Origin of the sequence: Rhodococcus sp. T7, assembly GCF_009872365.1 — a bacterium.
Classification (GTDB): domain Bacteria; phylum Actinomycetota; class Actinomycetes; order Mycobacteriales; family Mycobacteriaceae; genus Rhodococcus_F.
The window spans coordinates 181,622-201,487 of sequence record NZ_WXYH01000111.1 but is presented as its reverse complement, the minus strand read 5'-3'; the positions used below and the strand labels follow the sequence as shown (position 1 = coordinate 201,487).

The following is a 19,866-nucleotide window of genomic DNA, read 5'->3' as shown; positions in this document are numbered from 1 at the left end:
TCGGCCCGAACACTACCGCCGATGCACCGTCCCGCGGATCACGCGGTCTTCACGATCGGCGGGATCTCGAACGTGCCGTCGAACACCTCGGTCCGGGGGCTGTACATCCGCAGCATCGGCCGGAATCCAGCGGTCGGTGTGGGCAGCCAGTTGGCGCGGGCGACCGGGTCGGCCGGAGCGGTGGCGCCGAGCGTGATGGTCAGCGAACCGTCGTCGGCGAACACCAGTCCCGGAGTGCGGTCGCCGATCGAGTAGCGGTCGATCGGATTGTCGACGAGGAAGAACTCCGGGAGGTCGTACATGGTGATCGACCAGAACGCGTCGACGGGCGGGGTCGGCGCGAACGTGAGGGTGTAGGTGTGTTCGCCGGAGAGTTCGTTGCCTTCGCTGTCGTGGTAGATCGGCGCGTACGCGGCCTCGTAGCCGTGGTTGCCCCACAGTCCCGCCATCGCGGCCCCGGCCCGCAGGCCCAGCGCCTCCGAGCGGTCCTCGATCCGCCACTCGGGTGAGTCCACGGTGCCGACCTCGAAGAAGTCGTCGTTGTAGTCGAAGGCGTGGTACATCAACTGCCAGCCGTTGACGATCGCCGCACCGCCACCCGATTTCAGTGCGGCTACGAGCGATCGGTGGCCCGCCTCGGCTCCCGCCGTCAGGACGGACGCGAGATCCGGCGGAGCCTCGAGGTACGGCGACGCCCCGGTCTCGAGCAACCCGAGTGGGGCGAACATCTGCTCGGCGATCAGGTCCTGCGCGGCCGGCGGGTACGCCTGCGAGTACACCCGCAGCTTCTCCCAGAACCGAAGGTCCTCGGGGACGTTCGGGTCGGGCACGGGCAGACCCTTCGCCGGTTCCCGGTCTCCGACGGGTTCCAGCGTGAGGGCCGACTGCAGTGCGTTCACCCGTTCCAGGTCGTCCACGCCGTCGCAGGCCCAGCGGCCGACGATGGTGCCGACCGCGGTGGGGAACGCGATCCGCGTCGCGCCGGCGGGGACCTCGCCGGACCACCCGGGGCCGGTCAGCAGATACCGGCCGGCCGCCGTTCCCGTCGCCCGTTTGCCGACGTACGCGAAATTGTCGGTCCACGCGTCGACGAACTGCAGCACGTAGTACGCGCCGCCGCTGTCGGGCACCCGCAGCAGTTGCGGCCCGTGACCGAGGTCGATCTGGGCGATCGAGTAGACGGTGTCGTTGTTGACCGAGACGAAGGTGTCCCGCGGCCCGGCGAGGGTGCGGGCGTGACTGAACGTGTTGAACGGTGCGGGCGCGAGGCTCCCCATCCCGTCCGCCACGAAGCGGTTCACCTGGTCGAGGTCGAACACCAGCGGGAAACCGTACACCCACGCCTTCGCGGCGAGTTCCTGCAATTCCGCGTTGACGGTCACGAATCCTCCTCTGGCCGTTCCCTGCTCGCATCGGCAAGCGCTTCCCGCACGGTCGGGTACAGGCCGACGGGTGAAGTTCGGGAGCCCGCGCGCCGCATCGTGTCGCGGAACTGACCGATGTCGAGGGCCACCCGGAGGTCGACGCCCTTGCGTTTCAGGGCGTCGCGCAGTTGCACGAGCATCTGCGCCGCACTGACGTCGATGAACGGGGACGTCTCCGCGTCGAGCACGATCGTCCTGGTGCCTTCGGTGCACAGTTCTTCGATGCGGTCCTTCACGTGATCGGCGTTGGCGAAGAACAATCCGGACTCGACCCGCACGACCACCACGTGCGGGGTGACGGGCAGTTCGGGGTGGCGTTCGGCGTCCACCCACAGCGACCCGTCCTTCACGAGCGCCACGACGTGGGGGCGGGAGGCCCGGTAGAGCAGCAGGAGCATGGAGACGCCGATGCCGATGACCAGGCCGGGCAGGGTGTCGAAGAGTAGGACGCCCAGCATCGCCGCGAGTGCCGCCGCGAAGTCGGCGCGCGCGGCGTGGCCGTAAATGCTGCCCAGCCGCCGCGTCCACACCCCGTACAGCCTCCGGAGCGCGGCGATGTCGACGAGTTCGATGACGGCGGCGATCACCACCGCGGCCAGGGTCGCCTCGGGCAGCTTCTCGAAGAGTCCGGTGAGAAACAGCAGCGTGACCACGGTCAGTGCGGCGACGACGAGTCCGCTGACCTGAGATTTCGCCCCCGCCCCACCGTTCACCGCCGTCTTCGAGAGGCTGCCGTTGACCACCATGCCCGAGCAAAGGCCGGAACCGAGGTTTGCGGTGCCGAGGCCGAGAAGTTCCCGGTTCGCGTCGATCTCGTAGCCCTCCTTCGCCGCGTACGTCTTCGCGGCGCCGAGACCTTCGGCGAAGCCGATCAGCAGCACACCGACCGCCGGACCCAGCAGGTCCACGTAGTCGTCGAACCCGACACCGGCCGGCAATCCGAGCGCCGGCAGACCCGGATCGATGTGCCCGACGATGTCGACGCCCCGGTCGTCCAACCCGAACAGCGACACCGCCGCGATCCCGAGCAGCACGGCGAGCAGCGATCCCGGGACCAGCGGCAGCCACCGTTTGAACCCGAGCACCACCACCAGGCTGAGACCGCCGACGACGAGCGTTACCCCGTGCGTGTCCCCGAGATGAGTGAGCACCCCCCAGGCCTGTTCGAAGAAGTTGCCCTTCGCCTTCTCCACCCCGAACAGCGCGGGCACCTGTCCGATGATGATGGTGAGGGCGAGGCCGACGATGAAGCCCTTCAGCACCGGCTCGGAGATGAACGAGGCGATGAATCCGAGGCGCAGCAGACCGGCCAGCAGCCCCGCGATCCCGGTGGCGATCGCGAGGACGGCGGACAGCGCCGCATACTTTCCGCCGTCCGCACCGGCCAGCGGCGCGACGATCGCCGCCGACAGGGCGGCGGTCGCCGACATCGGACCCACCACGAGGTGGCGCGAACTGCCCGCCGCCGCGTACAGGATCAGAGCCGGGACCGCCGCGTAGAGGCCGACAACCGGTGGCACTCCCGCGATCGTCGCGTAGGCCAGTGCCTCCGGGACGAGCACCGCCCACACGGTCAGGCCCGCGATCACGTCGGGCCTGACCCACCCCCGTCGGTAGTCGCGCAGCGAGCCGAAGACCGGCCAGGCGCCGGTCGCGGACTTCACCACGTCATCCGGCTACCCTGTCGGTGTCCCAGGTGGTGACCGCCCAGATCACGACGACGTCGAGTGCGATGATCAGAATGGACCACAGCGGGTAGTAGGGCAGCCACAGGAAATTGGCGAGGATCGACAGCGCGGCGATGCAGACCGCGACGACGCGTGCCCACGTGGCGCCCGTCATCAGTCCGATCGCACTGATGGCCAGGACGACGCCCAGCACGATGTGGATCCAGCCCCACGTGGTGGTGTCGAACTGGTAGGTGTACTGCACGCCGATGACCAGCAGGTCGTCGGACGCGACTGCGGCGATGCCCTGGAAGAACGAGATCACGCCGACGGTCAGCAGCAATATCGCCGCTGCCAGTGAAGTTCCTGCTGCAAAACCCTGTTTCACAGGGCTGTCCGTCCTGGACTCCGGGGTAGTCGTCATGTCCATGCCCTTCTCGAAAGTGTGTTTGCGAACAGTCGAATCGTCCGGCCCCGGGCGGTGGGGGGCATCATCCGCGCCGGGTGATCCTCATCTGCAACGGATGATGTGACGCCGACGTCGCGGTGCAAGAGTCGAATCGGGGCATCCCGAAAGGCCGGCCGTTGCGAAGGGACACGCGATGATCGATCCGCAGGACGCATCCGGCGCGGAGCCGGACTCTCGGTGGTCGATGCCGCGGGGCCTGATCGTGATCCTCGGACTCGCCGCGCTCGTCATCACCGTGGCCGGGATCGAGGTGGCGGCATCGATCCTCGCCCCGATCTTCCTCGCCCTCATGCTCACCGTCGCGGTCCACCCGCTCCCCGTATGGCTTCACAGGAAGGGCGTCCCGCCGTGGCTCGCGACGATCGTCGCGATCGTGGTCGTCAACGGCATCCTCGTCGTACTCGTGCTGTCGCTGGCGCTGTCGGTCGCGCAGCTCGCCACGCTGCTCCCGCAGTACGCGGACGACTTCACGTCCCTCATCGACAGCGCCCAGAGCTTCCTGAACAGCCACGGCGTGAACTCCACCAGCGCCCAGACTTTGCTCTCCCAGGTGGATTACACCAAGGTGTTCGGTTTCGTGGACGGCATCCTGCAGGCGATGCTGGGAATCTTCTCGAACCTGCTGTTCCTCGCCGCCCTCCTGCTGTTCATGGCCGTAGACGGAAGCTCCTACGGTTCGCGGATGAGCATCGTCACGCGGATGCGCCCCGACATCGCCACCGCCCTCTCCGCCTTCTCCCTCGGCACCCGCAAGTACCTGATCGTCACCACGGTCTTCGGATTGATCGTCGCCGTCATCGACACCGGGGCACTGTGGGCGTTGGGGATTCCGTTGCCGATCCTGTGGGGTCTGCTGTCGTTCATCACCAACTACATCCCGAACGTCGGCTTCATTCTCGGACTCGTCCCGCCGGCCCTGCTGGCGCTGCTCCAGGGCGGTCCGGGACTGATGCTGACCGTCATCGTCGTGTACAGCGTCATCAACGTCATCATCCAGTCCGTGATCCAGCCGAAGTTCGTCGGGGACGCGGTCGGCCTGTCCGTGACGTTCACGTTCCTGTCGCTGGTGTTCTGGACGTGGATCCTCGGACCCCTCGGCGCGATCCTCGCCATCCCGCTGACCCTGATGGCGAAGGCACTGCTGATCGACATCGACCCGTCCACGAGGTGGGTGAACACGATTCTCAGCGACTCCCCCACACCCCCGGCACCGATCACCGCCCCCACCACACCGCGACACGAGAAGGAAGAACCATGACACCCGACTTCTCCGACACCACCGATTTCGAGGACGCCGACCGCGGTTTCGTCGACCGCCTCGACCCCTGCACCGTCACAGACGCGGACGGTCGCACGGTGTGGGACATGCAGGAGTACGCGTTCCTGTCCGGCGACTGCCCGGACACCGCCAACCCGAGTCTGTGGCGGCAGTCGCAACTGTGCGCGAAGGACGGGTTGTACGAGGTCACCGAGGGCATCTACCAGCTACGCGGAATCGACCTGTCCAACATGACGATCGTCGAAGGCGAGACAGGCGTCCTGGTGATCGACCCGCTCATCTCGCAGGAGACCGCGGCCGCGGCGCTCGCGCTGTACCGGAAGAACCGGGGCGACCGGCCCGTCACCGGGGTCCTCTACACGCACTCCCACATCGATCACTTCGGCGGCGTCGTCGGCGTACTCCCGGACGGTCGCGGCGACGTCCCGATCTTCGCGCCCGAAGGGTTCCTCGAGCACGCGGTCTCCGAGAACATCTACGCCGGAACGGCAATGGGCAGGCGCGCCACCTACATGTACGGACCGCTGCTGCCGAAGGGTCCGCGCGGGCACCTCGGTGCGGGGCTCGGAACGAACACGTCGACCGGAAGGCCGGGGCTGATTCCGCCGACCGTCGACATCACCCACACCGGCCAGGAGGAGACCGTCGACGGCATCCGGATCCTCTTCCAGGTGACGCCGGGAACGGAGGCGCCCGCCGAGATGAACTTCCTGTTCCCGGACCACCGCGCGCTGTGCATGGCCGAGAACGCCACCCACAACCTGCACAATCTCCTCACGTTGCGCGGCGCACTGGTCCGCGATCCCCGCGCCTGGTCGCGGTACCTCGACCAGGCGATCGAGATGTTCGACGGCGGTTACGACGTCGCGTTCGCCTCCCACCACTGGCCGACGTGGGGTCGGGACCGGGTGGTGAAATTCCTGTCGGAGCAGCGCGACCTGTACCAGTACCTGCACGACCAGACCCTGCGGATGCTCAACGCGGGACTGACCGGGATCGAGATCGCCGAAAACTTCCCGCTGCCACCCGCCCTCGAATCCGCCTGGCACGCACGCGGTTACTACGGGTCGGTCAGCCACAACGTGAAGGCGATCTACCAGCGGTACATGGGCTGGTTCGACGGCAACCCGACGTCGCTGTGGCAGCATCCGCCCGAAAGCGTGGCCACCCGCTACGTCGAGTGCATGGGCGGCCAGGACGAGGTCCGGTCGAAGGCGACGCAGTACCTCGAGCGCGGAGATCTGCGGTTCGCCGCCGAACTGCTCAAGCACGCCGTGTTCGCCGACCCCTCCGACGATGCGGCCAAGGAACTGCTGGCCCGCACGTACGAGCAACTCGGGTTCGGCGCGGAGAACGCCACGTGGCGCAACTTCTACCTCACCGGGGCACTCGAACTGCGCGGCGGCATCACCACCCCGCCGCTCAGCGACCTCGGCGCGGACATGCTGAGCGCCCTGACCATCGACCAGATCTTCGACTCCGTCGCCCTCCGCATCAACGGCCCGCGAGCCTGGGACGCCACCCTCGTCGCGGAGTGGCACTTCACCGAACCCGAAGCGCACTACCGGACGACGCTGTCCAACGGCGCGCTCATCCAGACGGTCGCGCCGAGGACCGCGGCGCAACCGGACGTCACTCTGACCCTGACGAAGATGCAGTTGCTCGCCCTGTTCGCCGGCCGGGGCATGGAGGGCATCGAGGTGACGGGTGACCCGTCGAAACTCCTCGCGCTCACCGAATTGCTCGACCCGCCCGACAACGTGTTCCCCATCGTCACGCCGTAGGCGCTTCGCGCCCGTGCGCCTTTTTGGTTGTTCCAGCTACCAGAAAGGCGCACGAGCCCGGAGGGCCTACCCGAAGTCGACGATCGCGAGGTTGCTCGGAAGCTGATCCGTCCGCGGTTCACCGGTGGGCAGTTTTCCCTGCAGGAACTGCCCCGAAAGGTAGTCGTCGGCGTCGAGGATCTGCTGCGGCGCGACCTGCCCCTCGTATTCGAAGCTGTCGAAGACGTACGGCAGGGAGTCGGCGTAGAGCAGGCTCGGGCCGTTCATCAACTGGAAGTGCAGGTGCGACGCGTTGGCGTTGCCGGTGTTCCCGAGTTTCGCGAGGGTGTCGCCCTTCGAGACCTTGTCGCCGGGCTTGACGAGCAGCGAACCCTCGATGAAGTGCGCGTACATCGCGTAGACGCCGCCCCCGAGGTCGAGGACGACGTGGTTTCCGTCGACGTTCTCGACGGTGAGTTTCGCGGCGAGTTCCGGCACCTCGGCGGGCAGTGTGCCCGGGGCGTTGGCGGGCACGTTGTCGAGTGTGGCCACGACCGTTCCGTCGGCGACGGCGTACACGTCGGAACCGTAGTCGACGTAGCTCTCGTTCTTCGTCCGGTCGCCGGTGTAGAACTCGCCCTGGTCGTTGGTGCGTTTCCAGTCGATCGCGAATCGTTGACTGTTGTTGATCTTGCCGTCGACCGGGAGCGGCGACGTACGGTGCGGGAAGCCCGGCAGGCAGCAGCCGTTGAGGGCAATCCAGTTGTCGCCCTTCAGCGGTGGCGAGATGACGCGTGGGGTCCCGGCGTCGATGTCGAGCGCGGTGATCAGATAGTCGACGGGGGACGGTTCCCGTGACGACGGCGCGGCCGCGGCGCTGCCGTACAGGTGATGGAGCACCGCTTTCGGGGCCTGGTCGAGCGAGTCGAACGTGTAGTCGACGAACAGGATACGAGTCTCCTGCGGCGGGATCGCCGTGGACGTCGCTGCCGGCGCGGTCAGCATTCGCAGCCGGTTGCAGTCGCCGTACGGACAATTCGGTTCGACGAGCGCCGTACCGGAGAACGACGCGATCACCTTCGACGGGTCGGTTCCGTCGACGACGTCCAGTTTGTCGAGGGTCGCCGGGACGGGTGTCGCGTTCGTCAGCTGGAGGTCGTAGGCGACGTGGTACTTCCCGTCGGTGCCCGGGAACGGGAAGGTCGGATCACCGATCGGGGTGAGGATCAGTCCCGTGTACGCGTCGGGGACGGTGACCGCCCCGGTCCCGCCCGCCGTCGTCGGCGACGCGCTGGTATCCGGCGCGTCGCCGCCGCTCGCGCACCCCGCCGCGACGAGTGCGATCGACATCATCAGCCCGGCAACTGCCAACTTCATGGTCACTCCGTTCAGGCACTTCGCCGCGGCCCTGTGCCCTTCGACGTGGCCATCGTCCGCCGGCCCGCCCGCCGCGGATTCACCCGTCGAGTGTGAATTTCAAGTTGCTGCCGGTTTGCGGTAACCACGTTCACCCACACAAAACAACTGGTACTCGCTAAAATCATCGCACCGGCTCACTGCGTCGGGGATTGGCGTTTGTCGAAGATCGTTTCTCGGTGCAGCGAGAATTGGGGGTCGGCGTGACGGCAGCACCGCTCGGGGAGTTTCGTCTGAGTACTCGAATACCGTCGAGTGCAGGGGGTCGAACGGTCACCCGTACCCGCCTGCACACCATGCTCACCGACGCGCTCACCGACGACACCCGCCCCTATCCGGTCGCGCTTGTCTGCGCGCCTGCCGGGTCCGGCAAGACGCGGGCCGTTGCCGACTGGGCGCGGGAATTGCTGGCCGCCGACGACGCCCCGACCATTGCCTGGCTCACCATCGAGGAGCGGCACAACGACCTCGACGTCGTCCACCGGGTGATCCTCCGCGCGCTCACCGACGCCGGAAATCCTCGTCTGCAGACGGCGTGCGCCGGGCTCGATTCCGAGTCACCCGACCTCGGTGCCACCTTGTCGGCCGCGTTGCACGAACTCGGCGAGAACATCTGGATGATCATCGATGACGCCCACCTGCTCCGCGACACCGACGTCCTCACCGACCTCGAGTCGTTCATGCGCTGGCAACCGCCCCTGCTGCGGACGGTCATCGTCGGGCGGTTCGAGCCGCCGCTCGCGCTGCAGCGGCTTCGCCTGGACGGCAAACTGTTCACGCTCACGGCAGCGGATCTCGCGTTCACGTCCGACGAGTCGGCCGAGATGCTCGACGAGCACGGCGTGGTGCTGCCGGCGTACGATCTCGACGCCCTCATGGTTCGCACGGAGGGCTGGGCCGCCGGAATCCGGCTGGCGGGAATGTCTTTGGAAGGGCATCCGGATCCGAGCCGGTTGATCGCCGAGTTCTCGGGCGACCGCCGGGCCGTCGCCGACTATCTCATCGAGGAGGTCCTCGCCGGCCAGACCGACGAGATGCGCGAGTTCCTTCTGCGCACGTCCGTTCCCGCGTCGTTCACGGTCGAACTCGCCGAGAAACTCACGGGCTGCACGGATGCGCACGGAAACATCGATTGGCTCGAGCACCACAATTTTCTGATCAGCCGGATCACCGAGAACCCCACGCATTACCGTTACCACCCGCTGCTGCGGAGTTATCTGCGCGCGGAGATCAGTCGCATCGGCCACGTCGAAGTCGAGCATCTCGAATTGACGGCGGCCCACTGGCACGACGAATTCGGCGATGCGCTGCTCGCGCTCGAGCACGCGGTGAACTCCGGTGATCACGACGAGATCGTGGCGCTGCTGGCCAGGACGTCGCTGCCCCTGATCATCGGGGGCCACGGCGAGGCCGTCGACCGGATTCTCGCGCGGGCGCCCCGCGCGTCGCAGGACCATCCGTCGGCGCGGCTGCTCCGCGCTGCCGCCGCGCTCGCCTCGGGAAACATCCCCGTGGCGACGTCCACCCTCGAACTCCTCGACCGCAGGAAGTCGGGTCTGCTGGTGGACGGCGCCGCCGAATCCCGGGTACACCTGCTGCTCCGTGAATCGCTGCGGGTGCAGACCGCGATCGGCACCGGCGACATCGAGACCGCGCTGAACCGGCTGCAGAGGGTGGGCGGCGGTTCGAGCGGCGACCCCGATCTCGACGCGTTCGTCCTGCTCCAGGAGGGGCGCGCGCTGCTCTTCCTCGGACGGGACGAAGACGCGGAGGCCGTGCTGGGGAGGTCGCTCGCGCACGCGCGACTCGGCGACGCACCGCTGAGCGTCATGTACTGCCTGGGAAGTCTCGCCGCCGTCGCGATGGCGCGGGGGGACGTGGCGGTGGCGTCCACACTGGTGGACGAGGCCCTGACGATCGGCCGGGCGCAGTCGGCGACGAGCGATCCGACATTCCAGTTGACGAAGCTCGTCGACTCCTATTGCCGCTACATGCGGATGGACCCCGACGCCGCCCGCGTCGCCGCCGAGTCCGCCGAGGCGTTGCGTCGCGCGAGCACCGGCACCGCCGGTTTCGCCGACGGCGCCGCGGCCCTGTTCGGTCTCGACGAGTCCGAGCACCGGCACGGTTCGGTGACGATGGTGCATGCGGACAGCCCGGTGTCGTCCGCGCTGCCGATGCCGCCGGGAATCCGGGCGGTGCTGCTGCCCGCCATCCAGTACGCGTATCTGTCCGCCGGTGAGATCGGGTGGGCGCACGAGTTGGCCACCGAGGCGCAGGCCTTCCTCGGGCCCACCGGCGACACACCCCTCGTCGAGGCGATCATCCACCTGCATCTGCACCGCCTCGACCTGGCCCGCCGGACGATCCAGCCGGTCCTGGACGGTGAATTGGAATGCGCGGCGGGCACCAACCTGATCGCGGCGTGGCTCGTGGACGCGTCGATCGCGCTTGCCCGCAAACATGATTCGCGCGCCCACAGCGCACTCACCGAGGCGCTGCGGCTCGCGGAGCCGCAGTCGGTGCTGCGTCCGTTCCACGACTGCGGACCACAGATCCGGGATCTTCTCGTGCGGAGCACCGGCCGGTTCGGGGTGCTCGAACCGTTCACGGAACGGCTCCGCGCGTCGTTCCCCCGGTCGGAGAGCGCGGCGTCCGACATGCTCACTCCCCGTGAACTGGAACTGCTCGTGGAGCTTCCGTCGTGGCGCACCGCCGAGCAGATCGCGGCCGACCTGTGCGTGTCGGTGAACACGGTGAAGACTCATCTGCGCGGGATCTACCGCAAACTCGGCGTCACGTCCCGCCGCGACGCGATCGCCGCCGCGCAACACAACGGTCTGCTCTGAGACGGTTCACCACTTGCGGGTGAGGCGCGTCGCCGTTCCGTCGGTCACCCTGAAATCTACGGCTGACCGAGTTCTGGAACGACGATGCGAATGAAGGAGCCCACCGTGGTGCGTCCTGAATCGAACTGGCCGGGCAAGGTCAGGTACGCCTTCCTGATCAGCGGCGCTCTCTCCGATCGGGTGCTGGCGGCCTTCCCCGAGTTGGACGTCTCGGACGTCACGACCGGTGACACGACGCTCTACGGCCCGGTCGACGGCCCGTCGGATCTCCGCGGCATGCTGGCCCGCTTCGACGCGCTGGGGCTGACCGTCATCGAGATGCGCAGGCTACCGGACTGACCGGGCCGCGGGGTTCAATGGTGAAGGGTTCCCGGGAGGCGGTGAAGCCGAGTGAGCGGCGAGTTCGAACCGGGCACGGTGTTTGCCGGCTACGTGATCGAACGGGTTCTGGGACGAGGCGGGATGGGCACCGTCTACCTCGCCCAGCATCCCAACCTGCCGCGCAAGGTCGCTCTCAAACTGCTCGACACGTCGTGGACGAGCGACGACTACGTCCGGTCGCGTTTCGAGTCGGAAGCGGACCACGCCGCCCACCTCGACCATCCCAACATCGTCACCGTCCACGACCGCGGCCGCGAGGGTGGCAGGTTGTGGATCGCGATGCAGTACGTTCCTGGCGTCGACGCCAGGAGAGCGCTCAATTCCGGGGCACTGGACGTCGAGCGCGCCGTGCACATCGTCAGCGAGACCGGGAGGGCGCTCGATCACGCGCACGAGGCCGGGATTCTGCATCGCGACGTGAAGCCGGCGAACATCCTGCTCGCGCCGGGCGACCCCGAACGTGTGCTGCTCACCGATTTCGGCACCGCCAAGGCCCTCGACGAAACGCATCAGCTGACCCGCACCGGGATGCTGGTGGCGACGCTGCACTACGCGGCGCCCGAGCAGATCGAGGGCCGGAAACTCGACCACCGCGTCGACATCTACGCGTTGGGCTGCACCTTCTTCCATCTGCTCACCAACGAACCGCCGTATCCCGGGACCACCGCGTCCTCGGTGATGCACGGCCATCTGAACGGGCCGATTCCCAAGCCGAGCGTCGTAAGACCCGGGCTTCCGGCCGGGGTCGACGCGGTCGTCGCGCGCGCCATGGCCAAGGACCGCGAGGAGCGCTACTCGACGTGCCGTGAGTTCAGCGACGCCGTCCACGCGATCACGTGGGACGGGCCGGGCAGCGTCACCCGTCCTGCCGCACGCGCCGACTCCGCTGCGACCACCCGGACGAGCCGTCCCGCCGTGACCCGGCCCGACGCCGAGCCGGGTGCGGAGCCGACGGCACCGACCACGGTCGCGGGGCGGTGGCGGCGGAAGCGCTGGTTGCTCGCCGCTCTTCTGGCGGTTGTCGTCGTCGCCGCCGCTGTCGCCTACGTCGTCTGGCCGGGCGAGGAGTCGCCCGACAGTCAGGTCGTGCTCCCGCTGACCGGCTTGCAAGGTCCGGCCGGGATCGCGGTGTCGGGCAGCGGGAACCTGTACATCGCGGACAGCGCGGCCAAGCAGGTACTGGAGGTGCGGGCCGGGACCTACGAGCAGACGGTTCTTCCGTTCACCGGACTCGAGGTTCCGCAGGGAGTTGCGGTCAGCACGTCCGGCGACGTGTACGTCTCCGACCTCGTGACCAACACCGTGACGATGCTGCACGGCAGCACCCAGGTACCGATGCCGATCGGTGGGCTGAACCAGCCGTTCGGAATCGCGCTCGGACCGGACGGGACGCTGTACGTCGCGGACACGCTGAACAACCGGGTGCTGGCCGTGCGCGACGTCACCGCCGCCCCCGTCGCGGTACCGCTGTCGGTGATCGGCCCGTTCGCCGTCGCCGTCGGTGAGCAGGGCGACCTCTACGTCGGCACACCCAACAAGGTGCTCGCGTGGAACGCCGCCACCCGCGCGCAGAGTTTCCTGCCGTTCACCGACCTCCAGAGCGTCGGTGGTGTCGCGGTCGACGACGAGGGAACCGTGTACGCGATCGACCAGAACCACAACCGGATTCTGCGGCTACCCCCCGGTTCGGACGAGCAGGAGGTCCTCCCGTTCACCGGCCTGGACCAGCCGGAGGGCATCGCCGTGTCGAGCCGGGGCGACGTGTACGTCGCGGACACCGACAACAGCCGGGTGGTCATGCTGCCCGCGGGCAGCTGACCGCTCAGGCCTGGCGTGCCAGGTCGAACCCGAACGATTCGGCGACGGCCTCGTCCACCCGGCCGTGGTGATTGGCCAGCAACTCTTCGCGTTCGTTCGCGGAGAGCCCGCCCCAGATGCCGTACGGTTCACCGACACTGAGCGCGTGCTCCCGGCACTGCACCAGCACGGGGCAGCCGCGGCAGATCATCTTGGCGCGGAAGTCCCGCATCTCGCGGGCCCGGCCACGTTCGCGGTCGGGGTGGAAGAAGGTGGACGACTCGTAGCCGCGGCACGCGGCGTCCCTCTGCCAGTCCCACACCTCGGCGACCGGAATGGGAAGACTCAACCGATTGGACATTGCACTCCTCCAGATACTCGTGAGCCGTTGTGTGCGAGCCCGAGAACTCGTTCCCGGGCCAGATCGGCGGCGCCGACGATGCCGACGTTCGCGCCGAGTTCCGCCAGTCGCACCTCGGCGACCGGTCGATGTGCGCGTCCGGTGAGGCGGTTCTCGAAAGCGGCGGCGGCGGGACCGCGCAGCAGTTCACCGGCCTCGCACACTCCCCCGCCGATGATGAACAGGTCGGGGTCGAAGAACGCGGCGATGTCCGCCATGCCGTGCCCCAGCCAGGAACCGATCACCCGGAAACATTCGAGCGCCGCGGGGTCACCGTCCTGCGCGGCGGCGGTGACGTGCAGGCCGGTGATGGCGTCCGCCCTTCCGCCTGCGCGGGCGAGGAGGTCGGCGGCGAAACCGGGCGACACGTTCGCGAGGTCCTGCGCTTCCCGGACGAGTGCCCGCCCGCTGGCGTAACGCTCCCAGCAGCCGTGGTTGCCGCAACCGCACCGGCGGCCGTGCGGTTCGACGTTGAGGTGCCCGAACTCCGCGGCCACCCCGAACTTGCCGCGGTGGAGGACGCCGTCGACGACGATGCCGCCGCCGATCCCGGTTCCCACGGTGAGCACGACGACGGTCTGTCCCGTCCGCCCGGCACCGAAGCGCGCCTCGCCCCAGGCCGCGGCGTTGGCGTCGTTCTCCACCACCGTCGGCAGTCCGCACGCCGCTTCGACCACCGCACCGAGCGGTTCGTTGCGCCAGGCGAGGTTCGGGGCGAAGAGCACGGTGCTGAGGTCGGCGGCGACGAAGCCTGCCGCGCCGATGCCGACGGCCTGGACCGGATGGGTATCGGCCAGTTCCCGGACGAGTTCGGCGATGACGTTCTCGACGCCGCGCGCATCGTGGGACGGGGTGTCACGACGCACCATCCGGTGGATGACTCCGTCGGTGTCGACCACGCCGGCGGCGATCTTCGTGCCACCCACGTCGATGCCAATTGTCAGAGCCATATCTCGTGTCCTCTTCAAATCTGCGAGTGAGGGGTGTCACGCTGACAGTAGAGGACCTTTGGATTTTCATCAATACACACTTCAGTCTTTTTGAGAACAAAGACCGTCCATCCTCGACTGGACAAGGCATGTGATCTAGGCCATAGTTCTTCTCCGTCGGCGTCTGCCGGCACGCCCCTGACACTCGGATCGTCCGGCACGTTCCTGCCGGTGGAGGGATTCATTTCTCATGGCAACAATCACGTACGACCGCGCGACCAGGCTCTTTCCCGGGTCCGACGTCCCCGCCGTCGATCAACTCGACCTGCACATCGAGGACGGCGAATTCCTCGTCCTCGTCGGCCCGTCCGGCTGCGGAAAATCCACCTCACTCCGGATGCTCGCCGGACTCGAGGACGTCGACGGCGGCCAGATCCTGATCGGCGGCCGCGACGTCACGCACGCCGAACCCAAGGACCGCGACATCGCGATGGTCTTCCAGAACTACGCGCTCTACCCGCACATGACCGTCGCCGAGAACATGGGCTTCGCCCTCAAACTCGCAGGCACCGACAAGTCCGAGATCCGCACCCGCGTCGCGGAGGCCGCCGACATGCTCGACCTCGGCGCCTACCTCGACCGCAAGCCCAAGGCCCTCTCCGGTGGCCAGCGGCAGCGAGTCGCCATGGGCCGCGCCATCGTCCGGCAACCGCAGGTGTTCCTGATGGACGAGCCGCTGTCGAACCTCGACGCGAAACTGCGCGTGCAGACCCGCACCCAGATCGCCCAGCTGCAGCGCCGCCTCGGCACCACCACCGTCTACGTCACCCACGACCAGGTCGAGGCCATGACGATGGGCGACCGCGTCGCCGTCCTCAAGGGCGGCGTGCTGCAGCAGTGCGCCTCCCCCCGCGAGCTCTACCGCAGGCCCGCGAACGTGTTCGTCGCCGGGTTCATGGGCTCACCGTCGATGAATCTGTTCACCGTGCCCGTCGCCGACGGCGGCGTGCTGATCGGCGACCAGCTGGTGCCCGTCCCCCGCGACGCGCTCACGGCGGCGGGCGGCGAGGTGATCTTCGGGATCCGTCCCGAGCACGTCGAGATCGCCGATTCGGGCGGCCTGAAACTCGAGATCGACGTCGTCGAGGAGCTGGGCTCCGAGGCATTCGTGTTCGGCCGCACCACCGTTCACGGACGTACCGAGAACCTGGTCGCGCGCGTCGACTGGCGCAACCCGCCCGAGAAGGGCCAGGTCGTGCACGTCCGCGTCGACGAGGCGCACGCGCACCTCTTCGCCACCGACGCTGCGGGCGAGCGCCTGGTGCGCTGACCTCAGAGTTCCGCGGGACGGGCGGTCGAGCCCCTGACCACCAAGTGGGTCGGGAGCACGACCGCCCGTTCCGCCGGTTCCCGGCCGCCGAGCAGATCCACGACCACCCGGCCTGCCGCGGCCCCCTGCTCTGCCACCGGTTGCCGGACCGTGGTCAGGTCGGCCAGTTCGGCCGTCGGGTGATCGTCGATGCCGATCACCGACATCCCGGCCGGGACGGGTATCCCCGCTCGTCGCAGCGTGCGTAGCGCTCCGACGGCGACCTCGTCGGAATGACAGAACACCGCGGTGGGCACGTCGGCCCGGCTGAGCAGCAGTTCCATGCCGCGCTCGCCGCCCTCGATGCCCCAGGGCACGGTCGCGGTGCAGTCGTCGTCGAGTCCGGCGTCGGCGAGCGCACCGTGGAAACCCGCGACCCGGGCGATGTCGCCCTCCCAGGACTGCCCCTCCGGGTCGACCGTGCGGATCATGCCGATCCGCGTGTGGCCGATCCTGATCAGATGCCCGACGGCCTGGCGCGCGGCCAGTTCGTCGTCGATCCGGACGGACGGGAAGTCACCGGCGTGCGCGCCGATGACCACCACGGTCACGTCCATCTCCTCGAGCCGCGCCCGCTCCGGCCCGGTCAGCGGAAACGCCACGGCGATGACCGCATCAACCTTGCGGCGCAACGGAAGCCGCTCGAAGAACGATTCGCGCTGGGACGACTCCTCGAGGCAGTACAGCATCACGTCCAGGTCGGCCGCGCGGAGTTCGTGTTCGATGCCGGCGAGAATCCGCGAGTAGAACCAGGCGTCGATCCACGGCACGACGACGGCCACCCGGCCCGTCGCGCCCCCCGACAGCTTCGACGCCTCGGGCGAGACGACGTACGCCAACTCGTCGGCGATCCGCTGAATCCGCAGCCGCGTCGCTTCGGAGACCCCCTTCTCGCCGCGCAACGCACGGGAGACGGTGGCGATCGAGACGCCGGTGCGGCGCGCGACGTCGGCCATGTTCACGGACTGCTTGGGGATCACGTTCCCACAGTAAGCGAGCAACGCAAATATTTGCGTAAATTCCTCATCCACCGCAAGCCGTTGTAGTGCAAGAAAGAAAACACCCTGTTCGAGTTGACAGCACCCTGTGACGTGCCTCACGCTCTTAACGCAAACGTTTACGCATCACATTCCCCCATCCCATCCCCGCACCGAGGAGATTCGATGACCCAGTCCGTGGAGTCGACCGCAACCACCGTCGCGAGCCGGCACCCCGAAGCCTGGTGGAAGACGGCCGTCGTCTACCAGGTCTACATCCGCAGCTTCGCCGACGGGAACGGCGACGGCATCGGCGACCTCACCGGGTTGCGTTCCAAGCTGCCCTACCTCGCCGACCTCGGCGTCGACGCCGTGTGGATCAACCCCTGGTACCCGTCGCCGATGGCCGACGCCGGCTACGACGTCGCCGACTTCCGCGACATCGAGCCGTCGTACGGCACGCTCGCGGAGGGTGAGGCGTTCATCGCCGAGGCCCACGAGCTGGGGATCCGCGTGATCCTCGACATCGTGCCCAACCACACCTCCAGCGAGCACCGCTGGTTCGAGGCCGCGCTCCGTGACGAGCCCGGAGCACGCGAGCGCTACATCTTCCGGCCCGGCCGCGGCCCCGCGGGCGACGAGCCGCCCAACGACTGGCAGAGCGCATTCGGCGGTCCCGCGTGGAGCCGCCTCGACACCGGCGAGTGGTACCTGCACCTGTTCGCCCCCGCGCAGCCCGACCTCAACTGGGAGCACCCCGAGGTCCGTGCGGAGTTCGAGGACATCCTGCGCTTCTGGTTCGACAAGGGCGTCGACGGCTTCCGGATCGACGTCGCCCACGGCCTGGCCAAGGACCCCGCGCTCCCCGATGCCGGTGAGCGCCTTCCCGGTTCGCAGCACACCGACCCGCACCCTGCGTGGGACCAGGACGCCGTCCACGAGGTGTACCGGGGCTGGCGGGCCGTCGCCAACGCCTACAACGACCGCGTCTTCGTCGCCGAGGCCTGGGTTCCCGGCAACGACCGGCTGGCCCGGTACCTGCGCCCCGACGAACTCCACACCGCGTTCCAGTTCGACTTCCTGCGTGCCCCGTGGCGTTCGGACAGCATTCGCGCCGTGATCGACGACGCGCTCGAGCAGGCGGCCACCGTCGGCGCACCCGCCACCTGGGTGCTCTCCAACCACGACGTGCCCCGCACCGTCACCCGCTACTCCCGCTCGCAGCCCGACCACCTCGTCGAAACCGATTGGGAACGCGCCCGCTGGGCGCTCGAGGAACCGAACCACGACCTGGGCAGGCGCCGTGCCCGCGCCGCCGCGCTGCTGCAGTTGGCATTGCCCGGCACCGCGTACATCTACCAGGGCGAGGAACTCGGACTGGAAGAGGTCGAGGACCTTCCCGACGACGTCCGCCAGGATCCGACGTGGTTCCAGACCGGCTTCACCGACTGCGGCCGCGACGGCTGCCGGGTGCCGATCCCGTGGTCGAACGACGCAGTGCCGTACGGCTTCTCCCCCTTCGACGCGGAAGAGGACACCTGGCTTCCGCAGCCTGGGCACTGGGCCCCGCACACCGCGGAAGCGCAGGCAGGCCACCCCGAGTCGGTCCTCACGCTGTACCGCCGGGCGCTGGAACTGCGACCCGAGTTCTTCGACACCCCGCACGGCATCGAGTGGCTCGACACTCCCCCGGGCGTCCTCGCGTTCGCACGCGGCGGAGTGCAGTGCTGGGTGAACACCGGCACCGAACCGGCCGCACTTCCCGAAGGCTCGACCGTGGTGCTCGGTTCGATCGCCGGCATCACCGGCGGCCTGCTCCCGTCCGACGCCGCGGTGTGGCTGTCGGAACCGGGCTCGGGTGAATCACGATGAAGCGCGTCGCCGCCGCCGCGGTGGCCGTCGGGGTCCTGTTCGCGGCGACGTCCTGCGCCGATCAGGGCATCGACGCCGCCGCGCAGGCGGAGAAGCTGAACCTCGACGGCCGCGGACCCATCACCTACGTGCAGGGCAAGGACAACTCCAACGTCGTCCGGCCGTTGATCGACGAGTGGAACGCCACCCATCCCGGTGAGGAGGTGACGTTCAAGGAGCAGTCCGACCAGGCCGACCAGCAGCACGAGGACCTGGTGCAGCATTTCCAGTCCCGTGACCCCGGCTACGACGTCGCCGTCGTCGACGTCGTGTGGACCGCCGAATTCGCGGCCCGCGGATGGCTGCAACCGCTCGAGGGTCCGATGGCGATCGACACGTCCGGCCTGCTCCCCGCCACCGTCGCGGGGGCCACGTACGGGGGTGTCCTGTACGCGGCGCCGCAGACCAGCGACGGCGCCCTGCTCTACTACCGCACCGATCTGCTGGATCACCCGCCCGCCACATGGGACGAGCTGGTCGGCGCGTGCGGGACGGCGCAGCAGGCCGGAATCGGCTGCTACGCCGGTCAGTACGCCAAGTACGAGGGGCTGACCGTCAACGCGTCCGAGGCCATCAACACGGCAGGCGGGTCGATCCTCGCACCGGACGGCGTGACCCCGACGATGACCACCCCGGAAGCCAAGGCGGGGTTGCAATCGCTCGTCGACGCCTACCGCTCGGGCGCCATCCCCCGCGAGTCCGTCACGTTCCAGGAAGAGCAGGCCCGGCAGGCATTCCAGAGCGGCGACCTTCTCTTCATGCGCAACTGGCCTTATGCGTACAGCCTGATGAACGGTCAGGGCAGTTCCGCGGTGTCCGGCAAGTTCGCGGTCGCGCCGCTGCCCGGGAAGAACGGGCCCGGTCACTCCACGCTCGGCGGGCACAGCGCCGCGATCAACGTGTACTCGGAGCACAAGGCCACCGCGTCCGACTTCCTGAAGTTCTTCCTGGAGAAGAAGTCGCAGGCGTTCTTCCTCTCGCAGGGGTCGCTCGCCCCCGTCCGCGCCGACGTCTACGACGACCCGGAACTGATCGGGCAGTACCCGTACATCCCCACGTTGAAGACGTCGATCGAGAACGCCGTGACCCGGCCGGTCACCCCGTTCTATCCCGCGGTCACCCGGGCCGTGCAGAACAACGCGTACGCCGCGATCAAGGGCGAGAAGACGGTGGACCAGGCCGCCGCCGACATCCAGTCCGCGATCGCCGCGGCCGGGTCCTAGAGGAGACAAGCC

The 19,866-nt window shown here is 68.2% G+C and carries 15 protein-coding genes; 8 read left to right on the top strand and 7 right to left on the bottom strand.

What is annotated here, in order from left to right; genetic code table 11:
• Positions 1-38: 38 nt before the first annotated feature.
• Genes MLGJGCBP_RS14330 through MLGJGCBP_RS14320 form a run of 3 tightly spaced genes read right to left on the bottom strand, consistent with a single transcriptional unit; the run spans position 39 to position 3,521 of the window.
• The gene (locus tag MLGJGCBP_RS14330; protein WP_160096356.1) at positions 39-1,382 is read right to left on the bottom strand and encodes a DUF1254 domain-containing protein; all 1,344 of its coding nucleotides are present in this window, start codon (positions 1,380-1,382) and stop codon (positions 39-41) included.
• Complete coding sequence (locus MLGJGCBP_RS14325; protein ID WP_160096354.1) at positions 1,379-3,091, bottom strand: SulP family inorganic anion transporter; 1,713 nt, start codon at positions 3,089-3,091, stop codon at positions 1,379-1,381. Before MLGJGCBP_RS14325 ends, MLGJGCBP_RS14330 begins: the two co-directional genes overlap by 4 nt.
• A gap of 1 nt (position 3,092) precedes the next feature.
• On the bottom strand, positions 3,093-3,521 hold the full coding sequence (locus tag MLGJGCBP_RS14320; protein WP_087557237.1) for a DUF7144 family membrane protein: 429 nt from the start codon (positions 3,519-3,521) through the stop codon (positions 3,093-3,095).
• A gap of 172 nt (positions 3,522-3,693) precedes the next feature.
• Between MLGJGCBP_RS14320 and MLGJGCBP_RS14315 the strand changes: the two genes are divergently transcribed.
• Both MLGJGCBP_RS14315 and MLGJGCBP_RS14310 read left to right on the top strand, forming a co-directional pair.
• Entirely contained in the window at positions 3,694-4,818 is a 1,125-nt protein-coding gene (locus MLGJGCBP_RS14315; protein ID WP_160096352.1) for an AI-2E family transporter, read from the top strand.
• Entirely contained in the window at positions 4,815-6,623 is a 1,809-nt protein-coding gene (locus MLGJGCBP_RS14310) for an alkyl/aryl-sulfatase (RefSeq protein ID WP_160096350.1), read from the top strand. The genes MLGJGCBP_RS14315 and MLGJGCBP_RS14310 overlap by 4 nt, the downstream gene beginning before the upstream one ends.
• A gap of 66 nt (positions 6,624-6,689) precedes the next feature.
• On the opposite strand, the gene MLGJGCBP_RS14305 is transcribed toward MLGJGCBP_RS14310, so the two are convergent.
• Complete coding sequence (locus tag MLGJGCBP_RS14305) at positions 6,690-7,979, bottom strand: M23 family metallopeptidase (protein ID WP_160096348.1); 1,290 nt, start codon at positions 7,977-7,979, stop codon at positions 6,690-6,692.
• 242 nt (positions 7,980-8,221) lie between these two features.
• On the opposite strand from MLGJGCBP_RS14305, the gene MLGJGCBP_RS14300 reads away from it, so the two are divergent.
• The 3 genes from MLGJGCBP_RS14300 (at position 8,222) to MLGJGCBP_RS14290 (ending at position 13,066) form a co-directional block, all read left to right on the top strand.
• Positions 8,222-10,867, top strand: a complete 2,646-nt coding sequence (locus MLGJGCBP_RS14300; RefSeq protein WP_236581082.1) for a LuxR C-terminal-related transcriptional regulator — start codon at positions 8,222-8,224, stop codon at positions 10,865-10,867.
• A gap of 90 nt (positions 10,868-10,957) precedes the next feature.
• Entirely contained in the window at positions 10,958-11,206 is a 249-nt protein-coding gene (locus MLGJGCBP_RS14295; protein ID WP_087557233.1) for a hypothetical protein, read from the top strand.
• 51 nt (positions 11,207-11,257) lie between these two features.
• Positions 11,258-13,066, top strand: a complete 1,809-nt coding sequence (locus tag MLGJGCBP_RS14290; RefSeq protein WP_160096346.1) for a serine/threonine-protein kinase PknD — start codon at positions 11,258-11,260, stop codon at positions 13,064-13,066.
• A gap of 4 nt (positions 13,067-13,070) precedes the next feature.
• Here MLGJGCBP_RS14290 and MLGJGCBP_RS14285 read toward each other — a convergent pair whose 3' ends face one another.
• The gene (locus tag MLGJGCBP_RS14285; RefSeq protein WP_005253437.1) at positions 13,071-13,406 is read right to left on the bottom strand and encodes a WhiB family transcriptional regulator; all 336 of its coding nucleotides are present in this window, start codon (positions 13,404-13,406) and stop codon (positions 13,071-13,073) included.
• On the bottom strand, positions 13,391-14,395 hold the full coding sequence (locus MLGJGCBP_RS14280) for an ROK family glucokinase (RefSeq protein ID WP_087557230.1): 1,005 nt from the start codon (positions 14,393-14,395) through the stop codon (positions 13,391-13,393). Before MLGJGCBP_RS14280 ends, MLGJGCBP_RS14285 begins: the two co-directional genes overlap by 16 nt.
• Before the next feature lie 229 nt (positions 14,396-14,624).
• On the opposite strand from MLGJGCBP_RS14280, the gene MLGJGCBP_RS14275 reads away from it, so the two are divergent.
• Complete coding sequence (locus MLGJGCBP_RS14275; protein ID WP_160096344.1) at positions 14,625-15,704, top strand: ABC transporter ATP-binding protein; 1,080 nt, start codon at positions 14,625-14,627, stop codon at positions 15,702-15,704.
• Positions 15,705-15,706: 2 nt separating this feature from the next.
• On the opposite strand, the gene MLGJGCBP_RS14270 is transcribed toward MLGJGCBP_RS14275, so the two are convergent.
• Positions 15,707-16,723, bottom strand: a complete 1,017-nt coding sequence (locus MLGJGCBP_RS14270) for a LacI family DNA-binding transcriptional regulator (protein WP_087557228.1) — start codon at positions 16,721-16,723, stop codon at positions 15,707-15,709.
• 183 nt (positions 16,724-16,906) lie between these two features.
• Between MLGJGCBP_RS14270 and MLGJGCBP_RS14265 the strand changes: the two genes are divergently transcribed.
• Entirely contained in the window at positions 16,907-18,592 is a 1,686-nt protein-coding gene (locus tag MLGJGCBP_RS14265) for a glycoside hydrolase family 13 protein (RefSeq protein ID WP_160096342.1), read from the top strand.
• Positions 18,589-19,854, top strand: a complete 1,266-nt coding sequence (locus MLGJGCBP_RS14260; protein ID WP_160096340.1) for an ABC transporter substrate-binding protein — start codon at positions 18,589-18,591, stop codon at positions 19,852-19,854. The genes MLGJGCBP_RS14265 and MLGJGCBP_RS14260 overlap by 4 nt, the downstream gene beginning before the upstream one ends.
• Positions 19,855-19,866: the final 12 nt, after the last annotated feature.